Source organism: Prosthecobacter gellanilyticus, from assembly GCF_007992435.1.
In the GTDB taxonomy this organism is placed as follows: Bacteria; Verrucomicrobiota; Verrucomicrobiia; order Verrucomicrobiales; family Verrucomicrobiaceae; genus Prosthecobacter; species Prosthecobacter gellanilyticus.
This window is the reverse complement of the sequence record NZ_BKAG01000012.1, coordinates 22068-39714: the sequence shown is the minus strand read 5'-3', so window position 1 is coordinate 39714 and position 17647 is coordinate 22068. Positions and strand designations below refer to the sequence as shown.

13 protein-coding genes and 1 tRNA gene are annotated in these 17647 nt (G+C 59.4%); 6 read left to right on the top strand and 8 right to left on the bottom strand.

What is annotated here, in order from left to right; genetic code table 11:
• Positions 1-30: 30 nt before the first annotated feature.
• The 3 genes from BGE01nite_RS10270 to BGE01nite_RS10260 all read right to left on the bottom strand — a co-directional run bounded on the left by BGE01nite_RS10270 (position 31) and on the right by BGE01nite_RS10260 (position 1908).
• Positions 31-687: an HAD family hydrolase gene (locus tag BGE01nite_RS10270; protein WP_146850363.1), complete on the bottom strand. Its 657-nt coding sequence runs from the start codon at positions 685-687 to the stop codon at positions 31-33.
• A gap of 229 nt (positions 688-916) precedes the next feature.
• A tRNA-Ser gene (locus BGE01nite_RS10265) sits at positions 917-1006 on the bottom strand.
• A gap of 248 nt (positions 1007-1254) precedes the next feature.
• Positions 1255-1908, bottom strand: a complete 654-nt coding sequence (locus tag BGE01nite_RS10260; RefSeq protein WP_146850362.1) for a DUF4412 domain-containing protein — start codon at positions 1906-1908, stop codon at positions 1255-1257.
• 203 nt (positions 1909-2111) lie between these two features.
• Between BGE01nite_RS10260 and BGE01nite_RS10255 the strand changes: the two genes are divergently transcribed.
• The 4 genes from BGE01nite_RS10255 (at position 2112) to BGE01nite_RS10240 (ending at position 8122) form a co-directional block, all read left to right on the top strand.
• A complete protein-coding gene (locus BGE01nite_RS10255) occupies positions 2112-2549 on the top strand; it encodes a SufE family protein (protein WP_146850361.1) in 438 nt (145 codons plus the stop codon).
• Between the two features lie 103 nt (positions 2550-2652).
• The gene (locus tag BGE01nite_RS10250; RefSeq protein WP_146850360.1) at positions 2653-5709 is read left to right on the top strand and encodes a PSD1 and planctomycete cytochrome C domain-containing protein; all 3057 of its coding nucleotides are present in this window, start codon (positions 2653-2655) and stop codon (positions 5707-5709) included.
• Between the two features lie 3 nt (positions 5710-5712).
• Entirely contained in the window at positions 5713-7125 is a 1413-nt protein-coding gene (locus tag BGE01nite_RS10245) for a DUF1501 domain-containing protein (protein WP_146850359.1), read from the top strand.
• A 67-nt stretch (positions 7126-7192) separates the two neighbouring features.
• Positions 7193-8122 carry a DUF6807 family protein gene (locus tag BGE01nite_RS10240; protein WP_170266715.1) on the top strand — a complete coding sequence of 310 codons (930 nt, stop codon included), beginning with the start codon at positions 7193-7195 and terminating at the stop codon, positions 8120-8122.
• A 40-nt stretch (positions 8123-8162) separates the two neighbouring features.
• Here the strand turns inward: BGE01nite_RS10240 and BGE01nite_RS10235 are convergent, their stop codons facing one another.
• On the bottom strand, positions 8163-11114 hold the full coding sequence (locus BGE01nite_RS10235; RefSeq protein WP_170266714.1) for a protein kinase domain-containing protein: 2952 nt from the start codon (positions 11112-11114) through the stop codon (positions 8163-8165).
• 67 nt (positions 11115-11181) lie between these two features.
• On the bottom strand, positions 11182-11895 hold the full coding sequence (locus BGE01nite_RS10230) for an RNA polymerase sigma factor (protein ID WP_146850356.1): 714 nt from the start codon (positions 11893-11895) through the stop codon (positions 11182-11184).
• Between the two features lie 224 nt (positions 11896-12119).
• Between BGE01nite_RS10230 and BGE01nite_RS10225 the strand changes: the two genes are divergently transcribed.
• On the top strand, positions 12120-14645 hold the full coding sequence (locus tag BGE01nite_RS10225) for a DUF7133 domain-containing protein (protein WP_146850355.1): 2526 nt from the start codon (positions 12120-12122) through the stop codon (positions 14643-14645).
• A gap of 53 nt (positions 14646-14698) precedes the next feature.
• Here BGE01nite_RS10225 and BGE01nite_RS10220 read toward each other — a convergent pair whose 3' ends face one another.
• On the bottom strand, positions 14699-14980 hold the full coding sequence (locus BGE01nite_RS10220) for a hypothetical protein (RefSeq protein ID WP_146850354.1): 282 nt from the start codon (positions 14978-14980) through the stop codon (positions 14699-14701).
• A gap of 48 nt (positions 14981-15028) precedes the next feature.
• Here BGE01nite_RS10220 and BGE01nite_RS10215 point away from each other — a divergent pair, with 48 nt between their 5' ends.
• Positions 15029-16435 carry a DUF1501 domain-containing protein gene (locus BGE01nite_RS10215; protein ID WP_146850353.1) on the top strand — a complete coding sequence of 469 codons (1407 nt, stop codon included), beginning with the start codon at positions 15029-15031 and terminating at the stop codon, positions 16433-16435.
• 17 nt (positions 16436-16452) lie between these two features.
• On the opposite strand, the gene BGE01nite_RS10210 is transcribed toward BGE01nite_RS10215, so the two are convergent.
• On the bottom strand, positions 16453-17196 hold the full coding sequence (locus BGE01nite_RS10210) for an ABC transporter ATP-binding protein (RefSeq protein WP_174770045.1): 744 nt from the start codon (positions 17194-17196) through the stop codon (positions 16453-16455).
• A gap of 6 nt (positions 17197-17202) precedes the next feature.
• The gene (locus BGE01nite_RS10205) at positions 17203-17613 is read right to left on the bottom strand and encodes a YlbF/YmcA family competence regulator (RefSeq protein WP_170266713.1); all 411 of its coding nucleotides are present in this window, start codon (positions 17611-17613) and stop codon (positions 17203-17205) included.
• Positions 17614-17647: the final 34 nt, after the last annotated feature.

Sequence of the window (17647 nt, the reverse complement as noted above, 5' to 3'; positions counted from 1 at the left end):
ATACCTGGGTGCCCCCTCCTCGGCAGGGAATCACAACTTCTCCTCGGCAAGCTCAAAGCAAATCTGTGCATAGTGGGTGATGGAGGCACAGCCCGGCTCAAAAGGGTGTAGAACGGCACCCAGATTGGCGACCACATCGCAACCAGCCCTCCGGCCGGCTTCCAGGCCTGCAGGCGCATCTTCAAAGACAAGGCATTGGTCAGGGGGCACCCCCAGGCGGCTGGCGGCCAGGAGATATCCAGCCGGATCAGGTTTGCCAATCGCCACGTCTTCCGCTGTGACCAGCACGTCAGGGATGGGCAGACCGGCGGCGGTCAGCCGTCTCCTCGCGAGTTCACGGCCTGCCGAGGTGACCACGGCCCATCGATCTCCGAGCCTCGCCAGAATCTCAGCTGCACCAGGCATGGCAATGATGCCTTCCGTGTCAGCCACCTCCTGGTCTTCAATTTCTTGGGTCTCGGCTTCAATGTCCATGCCGGGAACCGCGAATTCAGTCACTGAATCGATCGTTCTACGCCCATGCGACACCGCCAGGATCCGCGACGCATCAAAACCATGCTTTGCCGCCCACCTGCGCATCACACGGTCCACCACCGCCCGTGAATCCACCAAGGTTCCATCCATGTCGAACAAGACCGCTGCATACTTTCGTTCGAGGGTAAGGACTGAGGAGGTGGGATTTGTCATGGGCTCTTTGATGTGGCGGAGGCGGCTTTGCTGGACCGTCTCCCTCATTCCACGAACACCTCAATGCCTTGGTTTTCCACCAAAAAACTGATGATCGATTCCTCCGAGGCCGAGTCATTTTCCGGAGCATCATGGGCGTGCCATTCGAAGCTAGGCGACCAAGATGCTTTTCATCCTTTGCTCTTTGAACTCCGGAGTTCATTCCTTACCTTTTATCCTGGGCGAAGAATGGCGGACAGGGAGGGATTCGAACCCTCGGAACGTTTTACCGTTCATACGCTTTCCAGGCGTACCCGATCGACCACTCTGGCACCTGTCCTTTTTTCGCTTTCACGCCGCTGCTGGTCGGGGCAACGGGCCGCGATAGTGCTGTGGGCGGTGGGTTCTCGCAAGCTGATTTTCACAAACTTCAAAGCTTCTGTGAACTTTGGGAGCCGCCGGGGTGGTTCAGCTCTGTTTCACTCACTCTTCAGATGTGGAAATGTGGACATAAAAGAACCTTGAACAACAGACTGCGGATCTATCGTTCAAGGTTCGAGTCCTTACGGGGTATGCCTCAGGAGCTGCTTATTTGCCAGGAAGAGCTGGCATCTTCATTTCCTGGTAGCCTTCAGGAGCCTTGAAGGTGTCGTCGGTCACAGGCTCCTGCTTGGCGGAGACGAGTTCGGACACGCTCTTCTTGCCCATGACTTCCATCTCAGACTTCACGACCATGCCGGGAAAATCGCTGTTCTGAGGGACGATGGATGCCATGGGATTGCCGATGGCCTTCATCATCTTGTCCTGCAGTTCATTCAGCGCCTTGGCATCCGGGAAGTCCTTGGCCACCCAGAACTTGCCATTGCCGATCTTGCCAGACCAAGTGTAGATCGTGCACTCGTTCTCGCCGACTTTTTCGGTCTTGTCCGTGGCCACTGGCTTGGCTGCAGGCTCACCACCGAGAGACTGGGCAGCCATGGCCATCATGGCCTTCAGGCTTTCCGGGCTGATCTTCATCATCATCTTCTGCTCATGCATGAACATGCTGGTGTCTCCGCTGGCGGTATCGAGCATGAGGCTCATTTTGTCACCGATGTCCATGCGTGACTTGTCGCCCTTGGCCTTGAGGGTCATGGTGGATTCTGCGCCGTCAGTGACGACTTTCTGAACGACCACCCAGTCGGCCAAAGCGGCCTGGAAGCTAAGGAGGGCGAGAGCGGGGATGAGGAGGAGTTTTTTCATGGGATTATTAGGCTAGCGGGAAATGCCTGAGGAGGTCAAGGCAACGCACTTCCGGGGAGTGTAAAAAGAATGACACGCATAGGAGAGCCACGCCCTATTGGGCTCAGCGCCCACCTATCGCGCTCCACCACTGCTTTCGCTCATCATCTCCACCTTTCCCCTTGTCCCAGCTCGCCACTTCGTGCCATTCAGTCAACTCATTCATGTTGCCCGCCGCCCTTCAAGAGATCATCGACTTCTTCGAGCACCTGCCGGAGCCGGAGCGGCGTGAGAACCTGATCGACATGGCGGACACTGCCGCCGCCTACCAAAGGAAGCACGACCAGGACTACGAATGGTCTGACATTCGCAAGGATCAAGAATGCTCGGACACGGTAGGCGTGTTTGTTCGGCGGGATGATGGCGGCCGAGTGTATTTTTCCATCGAGCTCGGCCCGAAGGTCCAGACCCTGACCCGTGCCATGACCGCCATTCTCTGCCGTGGACTGGCTGGCTGCACACCCGCGGAGATTTTGGCCGTGAAGCCAGACTTTGTCCCACGCATTGTCGGGGCGGAACTGGTGCGTCTGCGCAGCCAGACCATCTACTATGTCCTCCGCCGCATGCAGGAGGCGATGCCCCAACTGGAAGCCAAGGCCTGACGGACCGGGTTGGAATCCCCCATGATCATGCGGCGATCCGCCATGTCTGTCACGCAAGTGGAGGGCGGTGTGAACGTACTATCTTTCGTTGTTACCACCTCGCATGAACCGCCCTTTGCTGCTTCTCGTCACTCTCAGCGCCCAAGCTGTCGCCGCCGAACCACCGGTGCCAGCCAGGATCGAGTTCAATCGAGATGTGCGGCCCATCCTTTCTGACAACTGCTTCTACTGCCACGGACCAGATCCAAAGCATCGTGAGGCTGATCTGCGTCTGGACATGCGTGATGAGGCCGTTGCGGCAAAGGCCCTGGTTCCTGGCAAGGTTCAGGAGAGTGAGGTGATCGCGCGCATCATCACGGATGATGAAGATGATCTCATGCCGCCTCTGGATTCGCACAAGAAACTCACGCAGCGGCAGAAGGACATCCTGAAAAAGTGGATCGAACAAGGCGCGGGTTACCAGCAGCACTGGGCCTATGAAAAGCCCGCCAAAGCCAGCATTCCTGCAGGCAAAAACGGTGTCGACGTCCTGGTGCAGAAACGCCTCGCCGAGATCGGCCTCAAGCCCTCGCCCCAGGCAGACAAGCGCATCCTGATCCGTCGCGTGTACTTCGACTTGTTAGGCCTGCCACCGACACCGGAGGAGGTCGCCGCCTTCGAAAAGGACGCCACACCGGATGCCTATGCGCAGATGGTCAGCCGCGTGCTGAAGAACCCGCACTATGGCGAGCGCATGGCCATCGGCTGGCTGGATGTGGTGCGCTTTGCTGACACCATCGGCTACCATAGCGACAACGCGCACAACGTCTGGCCTTACCGTGACTACGTCATCAAGTCCTTCAACACCAACAAACCCTTTGATCGATTCACTATCGAGCAGATCGCGGGCGATCTCATGCCCGGCGCGAATCAAGAGACGAAAGTGGGCTCAGCATTCAACCGACTCATTCTCACCACGGAGGAAGGCGGAGCCCAGGCCAAGGACTACGAGCAGCGCATGCTCACGGACCGCGTGCGCGCCGTTGGCAATGCCTGGATGGGCCAGACCACCGGCTGCGCCCAGTGCCACGATCACAAGTTTGATCCCATCACCACGCGTGACTTCTATTCGTTAGGCGCCTTCTTCGCGGATATTAAAGAGCCTATCATCGGTCGTCGTGAGGCCGGCATCATGGTGCTGGATGGGGAAGGGGAGAAACGGCAGGCGGATCTGACAAAGCGGCTCGCCGCCCTTCAGTCTGAGTTTGCCAAGCCACGTCCCGATCTTGCGTCAGCTCAAATCACCTGGGAAAAACAAGCCCTGGAGGCCATCACGGCGAACAGCTCCTGGAAGCCTCTGAAACCGCTCTCTGCAGCATCCACGAAGAAGAACATCGGCCTCAAAGCTGGCAAAGACGGCATTGTCCGCGGAGCCATTGATGCCAAGCGCAATGAGCGCAAGCAGAACGACGGCACGGACACCTATGTCATCACGGCCAAGCTGCCCCAAGGCACCACTGGCATCCGGATTGATGCGCTCAAGGACAAGTCTCCAGGCATCGGCCTCGCCTCGAATGGCAACTTTGTGCTCAGCGAGGCAGCCTTGACGATCGGCGACAAAAAACAGTCTGAAGGCAAAGCCCTCAAAGTTTCTCATGCCAGCGCCACCTTTGAACAAGGGGGATTCAAGGCGGCTGACGCCATCGATGGCATCTCGGACAAGAAGGAGAATGGCTGGGCAGTTCAGGGAGGCACCGGCGCCGATCAATCTCTCTACCTCGAACTCGCCGAAGCCGTCACCGAGGCAGAACAGACTCTCACCGTCAGACTTACTTTTGGTTGGGGCGAGAACCATGAGATGGCCAACATCCGTCTCAATGCCACCACCGTTCCGAAGCCTATTCGTGCTCCCGGCGCAGCCCTTCCAGCCAACGACATCGTCGAAGCCCTCCAGGTTGCTCCTGACAAGCGGGATGCTGCCCAGCAGCAGAAGCTAGCGAATGCTTACAAGCAGATCGCTCCCGAGTTGAATGAACTCCGCATGAAGGTCTCCAGCGCCGAGAAGGAGAAGGCAGACTTCGAAACCAGTGCCCCCAAATGCATCGTATCGGTCAGCGACCCCAACAAGCGCACCGTGCGCATCCTCCCGCGTGGCAACTGGATGGATGAAAGCGGCGAGATCGTGAAAGCATCTCTGCCCGGCTATCTCCCCAAGACCAAGATCGAAGGTCGTGATCTCACACGCCTTGACCTCGCTCAGTGGCTCGTCTCCAAAGACAATCCTCTGACGGCACGCACGGTAATGAACCGTTTGTGGAAGCAGTTCTTCGGCACTGGCCTGAGCAAGGTGCTGGATGATCTCGGTGCCCAAGGTGAACCTCCCGTGAATCCTGCCTTGCTCGACTGGCTTGCCTGCGAGTTCATGGATAGCGGCTGGGATCTCCAGCACATGGTCCGCGTTATCGTTACCAGCGATACCTACAAGCAGGTCTCCACCTCCACGAAGGAGCTCACAGCGGCTGATCCTTACAATCGCGAATGCGCACGCCAGAGCGCCTTCCGTCTTGAGGCCGAGCTTGTGCGTGACAATGCGCTCGCCGTGGCCGGTCTTCTGGTGCAAAAGATCGGTGGTCCAAGTGTGAAGCCTTACCAGCCCGAGAAGTATTGGGAGAACCTGAACTTCCCCACCCGTGAGTGGCAGAACGACAGCGGCGAGAGCCTGTATCGCCGTGGCATGTACACCTGGTGGCAGCGCAGCTTCACGCATCCGGCCATGCTCGCCTTTGATGCGCCGAGCCGTGAGGAATGCACCGCCGAACGCAACCGCTCCAACATCCCGCAGCAGGCTCTCGTGCTGCTCAATGATCCCAGCTATGTCGAAGCTGCTCGCGCCTTTGCAGCACGTGTTCTGACTGATTCCAAAGGCGATGCGGCCCAGCGCATCACGTGGGCATGTCAGCAGGCCTTGCAGCGCAGTCCGAATGCTGAGGAGCTCAAGACGCTTGCCACACTTTTGGATAAGCATCTTGCTGATTACAGCAAGGATGCCGCCGCTGCTGAAGCTCTGGTGAAAGTCGGTGCCTCACCTGCACCTGCAAATCTCGACAAGGCCGAGCTTGCCGCGTGGACACACATCGCACGGGTCTTGCTGAACCTGCACGAAACCATCACCCGCTCGTGATTGATGACTACCGCTGAAACACGCCGCGCCTTCCTCCGCCGTGCCTCACAGGGGCTCGGCGGAGTGGCTCTGGCATCGCTCCTGAATCCTCGGTTGACTCAGGCGATGTCAAACGGCGTGTTAGGCAAGCTGCCACTGCCGCAGAAGGCCAAGCGTGTGATCTGGCTCACTATGGCCGGCGGGCCTTCGCAGTTGGAGCTGTTTGATTACAAGCCGAAGCTTGCGGAGATGGATGGCAAGCCGATGCCTGAATCCTTCACCAAAGGACAGCAACTCGCGCAGCTTCAAGGGCAGAAGCTTGTCTGCAAAGGCCCCATGTTTACCTTTCAGAAGTATGGCAAGTGCCAGACAGAGATGTCGGAGCTGCTGCCACACATCGGCAGTATTGCGGATGAGATCTGCCTGACGCGCTCCATGACCACGGACGCGATCAATCATGATCCGGCGCACATGTTCATGAACACCGGCTCGCAGATTGCTGGCCGTCCGAGCATGGGCTCATGGATCACGTATGGTTTGGGCAGTGAGGCTGAGAACCTGCCCGGCTTCGTGGTGCTGACGTCCACGGGCAAGGGACGCAACCCTCAGCCCATCGCTGCCCGCCAATGGAGCAGCGGCTTCCTGCCATCGAAGTATCAGGGAGTGCAACTTCGTTCGCAGGGAGATGCTGTACTGTATCTCACGAGTCCCAACGGCATCACGCGTGATCGCCAGGGAGCCGACGTGGCGGCTATCAATGCGCTTAACCAAAAGCATGCCATACTGTGTGATGATCCGGAGATCGTCACACGCATCGCGCAGTATGAGATGGCCTTTCAAATGCAGGCGAGCGTGCCTGAGCTGATGGACATCCGCCCCGAAGGTCCGAAGACACTCGATCTTTATGGTTGTCAGCCGGGCGATGGCTCCTTCGCCTCGAATTGTCTTCTAGCTCGTCGTCTTGCGGAGCGCGGCACACGCTTCATCCAGCTTTATCATCGTGATTGGGACCATCACAGTTTGCTGCGTGAGGAATTGCCATTGCGAGCCAAGGAAGTTGATCGCGCCTGCATGGCGCTCATCACCGATCTCAAGCAGCGCGGCATGCTGGATGACACGCTGATCGTCTTCAGTGGTGAGTTCGGCCGCACGCCGATGGCGCAGGGAAACAAAGGCCCCATCGGCCGTGATCACCATAACAAGGCCATGTCCATTTGGCTCGCGGGTGCCGGAGTGCAGCGCGGCATCACCTACGGTAGCACAGATGATCTGGGCTATGCGGCCCAGGAAAACATCGTCACCGTGCATGACCTCCATGCCACCATGCTGCAGCAACTCGGCATCCGGCATGATGCCTTTACCTTCAAATTCCAGGGCCTGGATGCCAAGCTCAGTGGCGTCGAAGGTGCCAAGGTTATCAAAGATATTCTTGTTTGATATCGGTGGAAGCTTCCGCGGTTTCGTAACATTTGGTCGGCGAGTTCCGTCATTCCTCGCCCCATTCATGAAAAGCCTCTTCCTGCTCCTCAGTCTCGCCTCCTCCTCACTCGCCTTTGACATCACGGTTGCCGAGAAAGACCATGTCGCCATTGCCAATGAGGGCAAGGTCGTGGCCAAGCTCATGATGGCGAATGATCTCAGCACGCCGGAGAAGCATCACGAAACCTACAAGCCCTATCTGCACGTGTTTGATGCCAGCGGTGCCACGCGTATCACCAAAGGGCCGGGCTTCAACTTCACGCATCATCGTGGCATCTTCCTGGGCTTCAGCAAGATCGCCTACAACGGCAAATCTTATGACCGGTGGCACATGACGAAGGGGGATCAGGTGGTGACCAAGGTCACTCCGGGCGAAAACTCCTTCACCGCCGCCATCGACTGGCAGGGCGATACCACAGCCCCATTCCTTACCGAAGAACGCAAGTTCACCTTCACCACTCCAGCCAAGCCCTTTTATTTGGGCATCGAGATGAACAGCGCCATCAAGACAGTGAGCGGTGAGGCAGCGATCAGTGGGGATCCCGAGCACGCCGGCGCACAGTTCCGTCCGTCCGAGAAGGTGGACACCAAGACCACGACTTACATCTTCCCAGGAGAGAAGATCGATGCTCACAAGGCCAAAGACCTGCCCTGGGCCGCTGAGGTCTTCACGGTCGAGGGCAAGACCTTCACGGTCGTGATCCTCAATCATCCCGACAACCCGAAGGACACCGCTACCTCGGCCTATCGCGACTACGGCCGCTTTGGCATGTTCCCGAAGGGCACAGCCACCGCTGAGTCACCTTTTAAACTGCGCTATCAGTGGCTTGTCGCCGAAGGTGACGTGCGTGACGCAGCCGTTTTCCAAAATGCCTGGAACAACTTTGCGGGGCGCAGCGAGCCAGTGCCAGCGCTGACCATCAAGCTATCGGATCAGCCGAAGCCGAAGAAGTGAGATCAGCGCCGTGCCTTGATTGAAACACACCTCTGCTTCTTCAACGAGCTACAAGCCAAGTTCCGGCCACTCGGTCCATGAGGCTGCGACGTGGGAGAAGCAGGGCGCTGAGGATGAGGATGACCATCGCGGGAACCCAGATCAGGCACGTCTCCTGCAGTGTTCGGATTGGATTATGGCCGGTGAGGCCAACGCACATGCCCATCACAAGGGCGGGTGCGCACAGCAGAGTCCAGCCGATGAGCCAGCGCCAGATCATGCGCAGACGTCCGGCAGGACGTTCGCGGGCAGAAACAACCACGATGCCGCTGAGACCCATGAGCAACGGCGAGCCGCTGATGATGATAGCGAGCAGTTGAAAAAGAGCCGTCATTGCAGCCCCGAGTAGCGAAATCACCGCGACGGTTTTTCTGATCAGAGCGTCATTCACCCAAACATGCGCCAGGGCGCCCGCTTTCGGGAGCGAAGCCAGCCCGGCTCTTACTTTGTCGTCAGCTTGCGCGAGAAGTTCGGCGGAGGGAACGGGTTCGGTTTTGAGGATATCCGCCAGAACTGTGCGCATGGGACGGGCGAAGCGAAAATCCTGCGGCACTCCGGAGAGTTCACCGTCCTGGATGAGGGATGAGTAATGACCGGCCACATGCTGGCGGATGCTCGTTCTCAAGGTCTCGTCCGTTCCAGGCTGGTCGAGCAGCTGAATCACGTCAGGCAGTGCGGGCTGGTCGGGATAAGCTTCGGTCCAGGCCTCACGCTGGACCTCGGGATATGCGACCAAGATGAGTGCCATCAAGAGCAGGCACATCAGCATGGGAGCGAGCACGACCGCTGCGCGCACCACCTGGCTTACGGTGCTGCGCCGCTGCCGGAGGTAGGCGAGATTGCCGCAGACATGGCTGGGGCGCTCAATGCTGCCACCTTGAAGACCGCTGATGAATGCATCCGCGTGAAGCGGTCTGCTGGTGGCGGGTGAGCAGGAGGTGAGGTGATGCAGAAAAGCCTGCGGCTCCGCTGTGCGGAAGCCATCATCCGCAGCACCGGGCCAGGCACGATCCAGCAGCACCGCACGTCCACTTGTGGTGATCCACACCTGGCTCGAGGAGAGCACCAGCGGCAGTGTGCCGTCCTTCTCCGCAGCATCGTGTTCCGCGCCGAGGTCCTTTAGCCAGAAAAGCAGTTGCTGCCATGACGGGGTCTCTTTGGCCAACACGGCGGAAAGCAGCGCGCCTGCCGGTGCCTGCCACACATCCCAAAGGTTGCCCGCTGCATCGGTCACGCTCTGCAGCCAGCGCAGGCGGCCACCACGCTGACAATCACGACGCGCCACCGAAGGACCATCGCCCTCACTTCTCTCCAGAAGCACTGGCCTCCGCAGCACCGGGTCAAAGCCGCAGCGCATGCTCTCCGTGAGAATGGTTCCTGGATGAAACGGCCCCCACATGGCATTGGCTCTCTCTACGGGTGCAGGCAGAATATTTGCCGCTGCGAGCGGCCGCGTGCCCGCATCTCCACGACGCCACACACGCAGTCCGGTGAGCTTGTCATGCCAGGCCAGCTTTTCACGATGACGCAGCGCCCTAATGAAGAGCAGGAGCTGGCCGTTGGAGATGATCATCAGTCCAACCATCCAGGAGATCAGTATGATCATGTGCGCGGTCGTTTCCTCGTCGGCCCCGTAGACATCTTCTGGTGTGAGTCCTTCAAAAAGCATCCCAGGCAGCAGCGAAGCCAGTAGATAAAGGGAAGCGCGGCAGGCGGCCCTGAGAAAGTCCGGCCTCCCGCCAGCCGCAGTGCGCACCACCAGACCGAGCAGCGCTTTTCCTGGCGTCGTGCCAAAACGTGACTCCAGGCCGGCGAAGAAGAGCACGCCGACAGCGAGGCTGATCAGCGAATACCAGCCGAGAGAAATCCAGCCGGTGTCAGCAGAGGCTTCCGATCCGGGCAGTGACAGAATCTTGTCCGCCAAGTAAGTGAGCAGTACAATCAGCACCCCATCAAGGATGCCCGCGAAAAGGCGCAACCGTAGTGGTGCTGGCTCTGGTGTGATGGAGCTGAAAGGCATCAGCGCCTGCCGCATCTCCGCGTGTGAGGCGGGCCGCTTCGCCGCATCAGCAGAGAGGCAGCGCATGACCACAGCGGCAAGATCCGCAGGCACATCCAAGCGCAGCTTGGCCAGCGGCGTGATGCGGCCCTCCAGCACCGCAGCCACTGTTTCGACAGGCGAAGTCGCTTCCACAGGAGCCTTGCCCGTGAGCAGATAATACAGCGTGCCCGCTGTGGAGTAGATGTCCGCCCGTTGATCCAGCGGCTGGCCGCGGAGCTGCTCTGGCGGCGAAAACGCGGGCGTGCCCATGATCATGCCGCTGCGTGTGAGATGACTGCCGTCACCCGCTGGCTGGTTTTGAGAAATGGAGAGCCCGTAGTCGCCCACGATCGTTTTCCCATCGCTTGTGACGAAGCAGTTCGAGGGCTTCATGTCTCGATGCAGAATGCCTTTGGCATGAGCCGCCTCGAGCCCATCGAGAACACCGAGGATGGCATCCACCGCATCACGCACTGGCAGCGGCCCGCGTCGCTTGAATTCATCCCGCAGCGTGCCGCCTTCGGCCAGCTCCATGGCGATCACGGGCACTCCTTCGATCTCCTCGGTGCCGAAAACATACACGCTATGCGGATGATCGATCGTCGCCGCCAGACGCCCTTCGCGCAGGAATCGCTGGCGCTGCTCCTCGTTGTCCAGGCTTTGGTTCAGCACCTTCAGCGCCAGCCTGCGGCCACCCGCGAGTTCCTCCGCCTCATAGACGATGCCCATGCCTCCCGTGCCGAGCTTTTTTAGCAGCCGATAGCCACCGAAAACACAGGGCAGCGTGGTGATGCCGGCGCTTACGGGTTGGACCGGAAGTGTGGCAGTGCCCGCGCTCAGCAGGCAGGCGGGACAAAGCGTGGCTCCGGGTTTGATCGTCGCGCCGCATTCAGGGCAGTTGGAGGAGTTCATGGTGAGGATATGATTGGGGTTCACCAGAGTCCTTTTGAGTTCGCAGCGGCAGGTTACAGAAAAAGATTCACCGCCGCAGGCAGGCCACCAGATAGGCCAGTTCCGCATCCACCTCCGCCTCGCTTTCCACTGTCTCCGCCACCGCCGCACGGAGCAGCTCGCGGTAGCGTTTGCGCAGGCGGTGAATGGTCACTTTGAGCGCGCCCTCATTCATCCCGGTGGATTGCATCAGTGCTGCGCGGTCCTCGCTTCCCGTCAGAGCTGGAGCCAGCAGGTCAAAGCGGGCATCATCCCTTTGTTCAGCGCGGAGCTGCTGCATCGCGCGGTCCAGCATGCTATGCGCCCAGCTTTGGTCGAAGACCTCCTCGTCGCTCGTGCTCATCGCCTCCACTTCCAGGCGATACCTCTCCTCCGCCTCCAGCGCATCCAGATGCACGGCCGCCAGATGCCCACCACGGCGCAGCGCATTCCGCTTCTGCCATTCATTGCCGAGGAAGTGCTTCAAGCAGCCCAGCAGGTAAGAACGAAAGCGCCCGCGCTCCCGCCGAGCCTGAGACATGAGCTCATGCGTGAGCAGATGCTGGAAAAAGCCCTGCGTCGCATCCTCCGCGTCTGCCGCGCTCAGGCCCACCCGCCGCACAAACGCATAAATCGGAAACCAGCACCTCTGGCAAAGCTCCCCCAACGCCACCTGTGCCGCCGCCTCATCCCCGCCTGCTCTCAGCTGGGAAACGAGGCTCCAGCGCGTGGTGTCAAAGCTATGATCAGTGGTTGGGGACATGGTCAATGATTCCAGGACTCTAATGGAACGGGCGCAAATGACAACGCTGGCACCATGATGCGCGCAAGCGCCAGGCCTAACGATCAAGCCTCCGGATCAGCCGAAACCAAAAAAATAAGTCCATCATTTTGGCGGAAGCTGCGCACAAGGATATGCGTTGATCCCCTTGACCGTCAGGCTGCTAGAGCGCAGCCTGCGGTTTCCCCCCCCCCCGCACCACCCCCATGCGTCGTTCCCATCAGATTGCCATCGCCTCGATTGCCGCCCTCTCACTGCCCGTTCTGGCCGTGAACAAGAAAAATGCCGGACCGGACAAGGTCGAGCTGAAGTTCAAGCTGCCTCCACCGGCTCCGCTGAGCCCCGAAGAAGCCATGAAGACCTTCAAGGTCGAGAAAGGCTTCCGCATCGAGCTCGTCGCCTGCGAGCCGATGATCCAGGCGCCGATTGCCATGAGCTTTGACGACCAGGGACGTCTCTACGTGGTCGAGATGCGCGGCTACATGCATGATGTGGAAGGCACCACCGAGAGCCAGCCCACCGGCCGTGTCTCCCTTCTTGAGGACACTGATGGTGATGGCCGCATGGACAAGGCCACAGCCTTCCTCGATGAAGTCGTCATGCCACGCGCCGTCATGGCTGTGAATGGCGGGGCATTGATCGCCGTGCCGCCTAACTTGTTTTTCTGCAAGGACACGGATGGTGACGGCAAGGCGGATGTGAAGGACATCGTGGCCAACGACTACGGCACCTTGGGCGGTCAGCCTGAGCATATGGCGAACACCCCGGTGTGGGCGCTGGACAATGCCATCTGGAGCGCTGGCTACGGCACGCGCTTCAAGCTGCGTGGCGGCGTGTGGCAGAAGGACAGCGGTCTCGGCCGTGGTCAGTGGGGGCTGTGCCAGGACAACTACGGCCGCCTCTACTTCAACTACAACTCGGACATGCTGCGTGCGGATCTGCTGCCCACGGAAGCTTTCACCAAGAATCCTCTGCTGCGCAATGCCACCAGCATCAATGCCAAGCTTGCCGCCGATCAGAACATCTATCCTTCCCATCCGACGCCCGGTGTGAACCGTGGTTATGATCCGAAGACTTTGAGCGCTGATGGCCGCCTAACCAAACCTACCGGAACGTGTGGTGCGCTCATCTATCGCGGCGATGCTTTCCCGGCCGCCTATCGTGGCAATGCCTTTGTGCCCGAACCTTGCGGGAATCTGGTGAAGCGCTTCACCATGAGTGAGAGCGGCGGCATGGTGAAGGCCACGAACACCTACAAGGGCAGCGAATTCCTCACCTCTACCGATGAGCGCTTCCGTCCCGTCACGGCAGCGGATGGTCCTGATGGCGCTGTTTACATCGTGGACATGTATCGCGGTATCATTCAGCACCAGAGCTTCCTCACCCATTATCTGATCGCGAACATCAGGGATCGTAAACTTGAGCAGCCCATCAATCAGGGCCGCATCTGGCGCATCGTGCCGGACACGAAGGAGCGTCCGCAGCCGGTCAAGGCCAGCAAGGATGTGAAGCTGCTCTCCCACGCCAATGGCTGGGTTCGCGATGCTGCGCAGCGCCTCATCGTCGAGTCGGGCGATGCTTCCGTTGCACCGGCCTTGAAGGAATTGCTCGCCAGTGAATCTGCGATCGCTCGTCTGCATGCGCTTTGGACACTCGATGGTCTCATGGCCGCGACGCCAGATGTGATCAAAGGCGCGCTGAAGGACAAAGATGCCCAGGTCCGCGCCGCTGCCGTGCGCATTGCCACTCGCGACCTCGCACCAGACCTCATTGCCATGACGGCAGAAAAGGATGCGCTGGTGCTGGCGCATCTTGCCATCAAGCTCACGTCCCTCAATCTGCCGGATGCTGATGTGGCCACAGCGAAGCTGCTCGCGAGCAGTGGCAAGAACACCCTGATTCGTGAAGGTGCGATGACGGGGCTGCGGGGCAGGGAAGCAGCCTTCGCAAAGCTGCTCGCAGCTCAACTGACCAAGGACAACGGCGGGCAGATCATGCCGGTGATTGAGGCTCTCGGCACGCTGCTCGCCTCCGCCAACAAAGCGGGTCCATTTGAAGAGATGCTTGAACTTGCAGCTTCTCAGCCTGCCGGCGGACAATTCCAGGCTGCAGCCATCAAGGGCCTTTCCAGCAGCGGTGGAGACACGAAGACCAAAGCACCTGTGAAGCTGCTTTGGCTGGATGCAGAGCCAGGCTCCCTGAAAATACTGAAGGCAGCGATGAGCGACAAGGCCAGTGCGAAACTCTTCGCCAGTGTCGAAGCCCGTCTCGCCTGGGTCGGCAAGCCTGGCGCGCCGAAGCCTCCGGTGATCAAGCCGCTGACGGAAGAGCAGACTGCTCTCTTTGAGAAGGGCAAGACCATCTACCACACCCTCTGCGCCGCCTGCCACCAGCCTCATGGTTTCGGTCTCGATGGCCTCGCACCGCAGTTGGTGGACAGCGAGTGGGTGCTTGGCAAGCCTGAGGTGCTGGCCCGCATCGTCATGCACGGTCTTGCCGGTCCTGTGAAGGTCGCTGGCCGCACCTACAACCTCGCCATGCCACCGCTGCCCCAGCTCACCGATGAAGACATCGCCGGTGTGCTGACCTACATCCGCCGCGAATGGGAGCACACTGCGTCAGCTGTTGATGCCAAGGCCGTCACCACCATTCGCGAGCAGGAGAAAGGCCGCATGGCCATGTGGACGGAGCTTGAGTTGAAGAATCTTGGCAAGACAACTGCTAAAAAATAGTTAGGCCAAACGAGCACCCGTTCATGCGTCCGGCGGTCACACGACTGCCGTGATCATGGATGGCTGCGGGTGATGCCCAACGAGAGGATCTCGGTGATGCCGCCAGGAAGATGCACGCGCACATGAATGATCTGCCCATCGGTGTTAACCGGCACTTCAAAGGTTTGCCAACCGTTGCTGGCTTTGACTTCGAAGGTCGCGCGATTTGCCGGAACGAAGTCCTTCCCCTCACTCAAGCGCCAGGCGATGGCTGCGGGTCCCGAGGTCTGTCTCGATTGAAGGAAACGGATCCCTAGCAGGAACATTCCCGCAAAAGATGCAGTCGGATAGTGCATGCGGCCATTGCTAGGAGCAGGGGGTGAAGTGACGTTTGTTGAAGCTACATGCAGTCCCCTCTTTTTCTGAACCGTCGCGCCATGCTGAGCCGCTCCTCGCAGGGGCTGGGTGCCGTTGCGCTCGCTCCGCTTCTGCGACCTGCCATGGCGGCACCCACGGCAGGGGTGCTTGAGAAACTGCATCTGCCACAAAAGGCGAAGCGGGTGATCTGGCTCACCATGGCGGGTGGTCCGTCACACTTAGAGACTTTTGATCCGAAGCCAAAACTCGCGGAGATGGATGGCAAGCCGATGCCGGAATCCTTCACCAAGGGGCAGCAGCTGGCGCAGCTTCAAGGCAAGCCGCTGATGTGCTTCGGACCGCAGCACAAGTTCGCCAAGTTTGGCAAGAACCAGACGGAGATCTGTGACCTGTTTCCGCAGATTGGCAGTGTGATCGATGACATCTGCCTGATCCGCAGCATGACCACGGACGCGATCAATCATGATCCAGCGCACATGTTCATGAACACGGGTTCGCAGATCGCCGGACGTCCGAGCATGGGTGCCTGGGTGACCTATGGTCTCGGCACGGAAGCTTCCGATCTGCCTGGCTTTGTGGTGCTGACGTCACTGGGCCGTGGCGGACAGAACCAACCCATTGCCGCACGGCAGTGGAGCAGTGGTTTTCTGCCCTCCAAGTATCAAGGGGTGCAGCTTCGTGCGAAGGGAGATCCAGTTCTCTATCTGACGAATCCAAACGGCATCAGCCGTGACCAGCAAGGCGCGGATGTGGCGGCGATCAATGCGTTGAACCAACAGCATAACACGCTCATTGATGATCCTGAGATCGCCACGCGCATCGCGCAGTATGAGATGGCTTTCCAGATGCAGGCCAGTGTGCCGGATCTGATGGATCTGAGCAAGGAAGGGGCGAAGACGCTGGAACTCTATGGCTGCCAGCCAGGTGATGGCTCCTTTGCTTCAAACTGTCTGCTGGCCCGTCGTCTGGCGGAGCGCGGCACGCGGTTTATCCAATTGTATCACAAAGACTGGGACCACCACGGTGGCGTGAAGGAAGGTGTGGCCCTCAAGGCTGAGGAGATCGACCGGGCTTGCATGGCACTCATCACGGATCTCAAGCAGCGCGGCATGCTGGAGGAGACGCTCATCGTGTGGGCCGGTGAGTTTGGCCGCACACCGATGTCCCAGGGCGGCAGTGGTCGTGACCATCATAACAAAGCCATGTCCGTCTGGATGGCCGGTGCTGGCATCAAAGGCGGTCTCGTGCATGGTGCCACGGATGATCTGGGCTATGCTGCGGTCGATAAAGTCACCACAGTGCATGATCTGCATGCGACGATGCTGCATCAGCTTGGCATCAAGCACGAAGCCTTCAGCTTCAAGTTCCAGGGACTCGATGCGCGCTTGAGCGGAGTCGAAGGGGCGAAGGTGATCAAAGAGGTACTGGTGTAGGCAAGCCTAACCAATAATCACCACTTTAAGCTCGTCACCGGCTTCCGCTCATCGTTGCGGTGTTCCTTGATGATCTGGCCGTCTTTCAGATGCAGCACGCGGTCTGCCATGTCCGCCATGTCAGCATTGTGTGTGATGATGACGGCGAGAGTGCCGAGTTCACGATTGATGCGCTCCACAGCTTCCAGCACGGTGATGCCGGTGTTCACATCGAGGGCGCCGGTGGGCTCATCGCAAAGGAGCACTTCAGGCTTTTTGGCAATCGCGCGGGCGATGGCCACGCGCTGCTGCTCACCGCCGCTGAGCTGACTGGGGAAGTGATCCATGCGGTGCTCCATGTTCACCATGGCGAGCGCATCTTCCGGCTTCATGGGATCTCGTGAGATATCTGTGATCAGCGCCACATTTTCGCGAGCGGTCAGACTCGGGATGAGGTTGTACAACTGGAAAACGAAGCCCACGCAGTTGCGCCGGAACTGGGTGAGAGTGCGCTCGTTGCCATCGGTGAGGTCCCAGCCCTTGTAGCGAAGCTGGCCGGTGGTCGGCACATCGAGGCCGCCGAGGATGTTTAGCAGGGTGGACTTGCCGCTGCCGGAGGCGCCCAGCAGCACGACGAGCTCGCCCTGCTTGAAATCGAGGTCCACCTTTTGCAGCGCGACGACGTCGAGCTCGCCGGTGTGGTACACCTTGCGCAGTCCACGAGCCTCAAAGATGGTCATGATGAGCGGGGGCACGCCGATGACGGATCCATGATCCGTCATTCAGGATTACTTACAGCCGCAGCCACCACCGCAGCATCCGCTGCCCATGACTTCCTCAGCCGCAGGCACGCTGCCTTTTTCAAGCGTCTTAGCGATGAAGGTATTCAGCGTGTTGGCCAGATTCTGGAGCTTGTCTTGAGCGGCCATGAAGCTCTGGATGCCTTCGTGCTGGTCAGCCTTCTCTTGCAGATCCTGAAAGCGGTTCACTTCAGCAGGCTCCAGCTCGGCACCGCTGCGGTGACGCTGCTCCAGGCTGCGGCCGAGGGTCATCACCTCGCGATAGAGGGACACGCCGCCTTCATCCGCCAGGAAGGTTTCCGCAGCATTGCGGGCGGACTGGATCTCTGGATCTGCGACGATGCTGGCGCAGAGGGCTTCAATTTGGGCGGAAATGGCAGGGGCGAGGGCTGTGGACATGATGCGCGAAGCTATCTCGGGAAACGCCGGATGT

Bases quoted from the DNA above. Each gene is read 5' to 3' on its own strand.
- BGE01nite_RS10235 (WP_170266714.1), bottom strand. From the start codon at position 11,114: ATGAACTCCTCCAACTGCCCTGAATGCGGCGCGACGATCAAACCCGGA.
- BGE01nite_RS10260 (WP_146850362.1), bottom strand. From the start codon at position 1,908: ATGAAAAAACTCCTCCTCATCCCCGCTCTCGCCCTCCTTAGCTTCCAG.
- BGE01nite_RS10245 (WP_146850359.1), top strand. From the start codon at position 5,713: ATGACTACCGCTGAAACACGCCGCGCCTTCCTCCGCCGTGCCTCACAG.
- BGE01nite_RS10240 (WP_170266715.1), top strand. From the start codon at position 7,193: ATGAAAAGCCTCTTCCTGCTCCTCAGTCTCGCCTCCTCCTCACTCGCC.
- BGE01nite_RS10270 (WP_146850363.1), bottom strand. From the start codon at position 687: ATGACAAATCCCACCTCCTCAGTCCTTACCCTCGAACGAAAGTATGCA.
- BGE01nite_RS10255 (WP_146850361.1), top strand. From the start codon at position 2,112: ATGTTGCCCGCCGCCCTTCAAGAGATCATCGACTTCTTCGAGCACCTG.
- BGE01nite_RS10225 (WP_146850355.1), top strand. From the start codon at position 12,120: ATGCGTCGTTCCCATCAGATTGCCATCGCCTCGATTGCCGCCCTCTCA.
- BGE01nite_RS10205 (WP_170266713.1), bottom strand. From the start codon at position 17,613: ATGTCCACAGCCCTCGCCCCTGCCATTTCCGCCCAAATTGAAGCCCTC.
- BGE01nite_RS10250 (WP_146850360.1), top strand. From the start codon at position 2,653: ATGAACCGCCCTTTGCTGCTTCTCGTCACTCTCAGCGCCCAAGCTGTC.
- BGE01nite_RS10215 (WP_146850353.1), top strand. From the start codon at position 15,029: ATGCAGTCCCCTCTTTTTCTGAACCGTCGCGCCATGCTGAGCCGCTCC.
- BGE01nite_RS10220 (WP_146850354.1), bottom strand. From the start codon at position 14,980: ATGCACTATCCGACTGCATCTTTTGCGGGAATGTTCCTGCTAGGGATC.
- BGE01nite_RS10230 (WP_146850356.1), bottom strand. From the start codon at position 11,895: ATGTCCCCAACCACTGATCATAGCTTTGACACCACGCGCTGGAGCCTC.
- BGE01nite_RS10210 (WP_174770045.1), bottom strand. From the start codon at position 17,196: ATGACGGATCATGGATCCGTCATCGGCGTGCCCCCGCTCATCATGACC.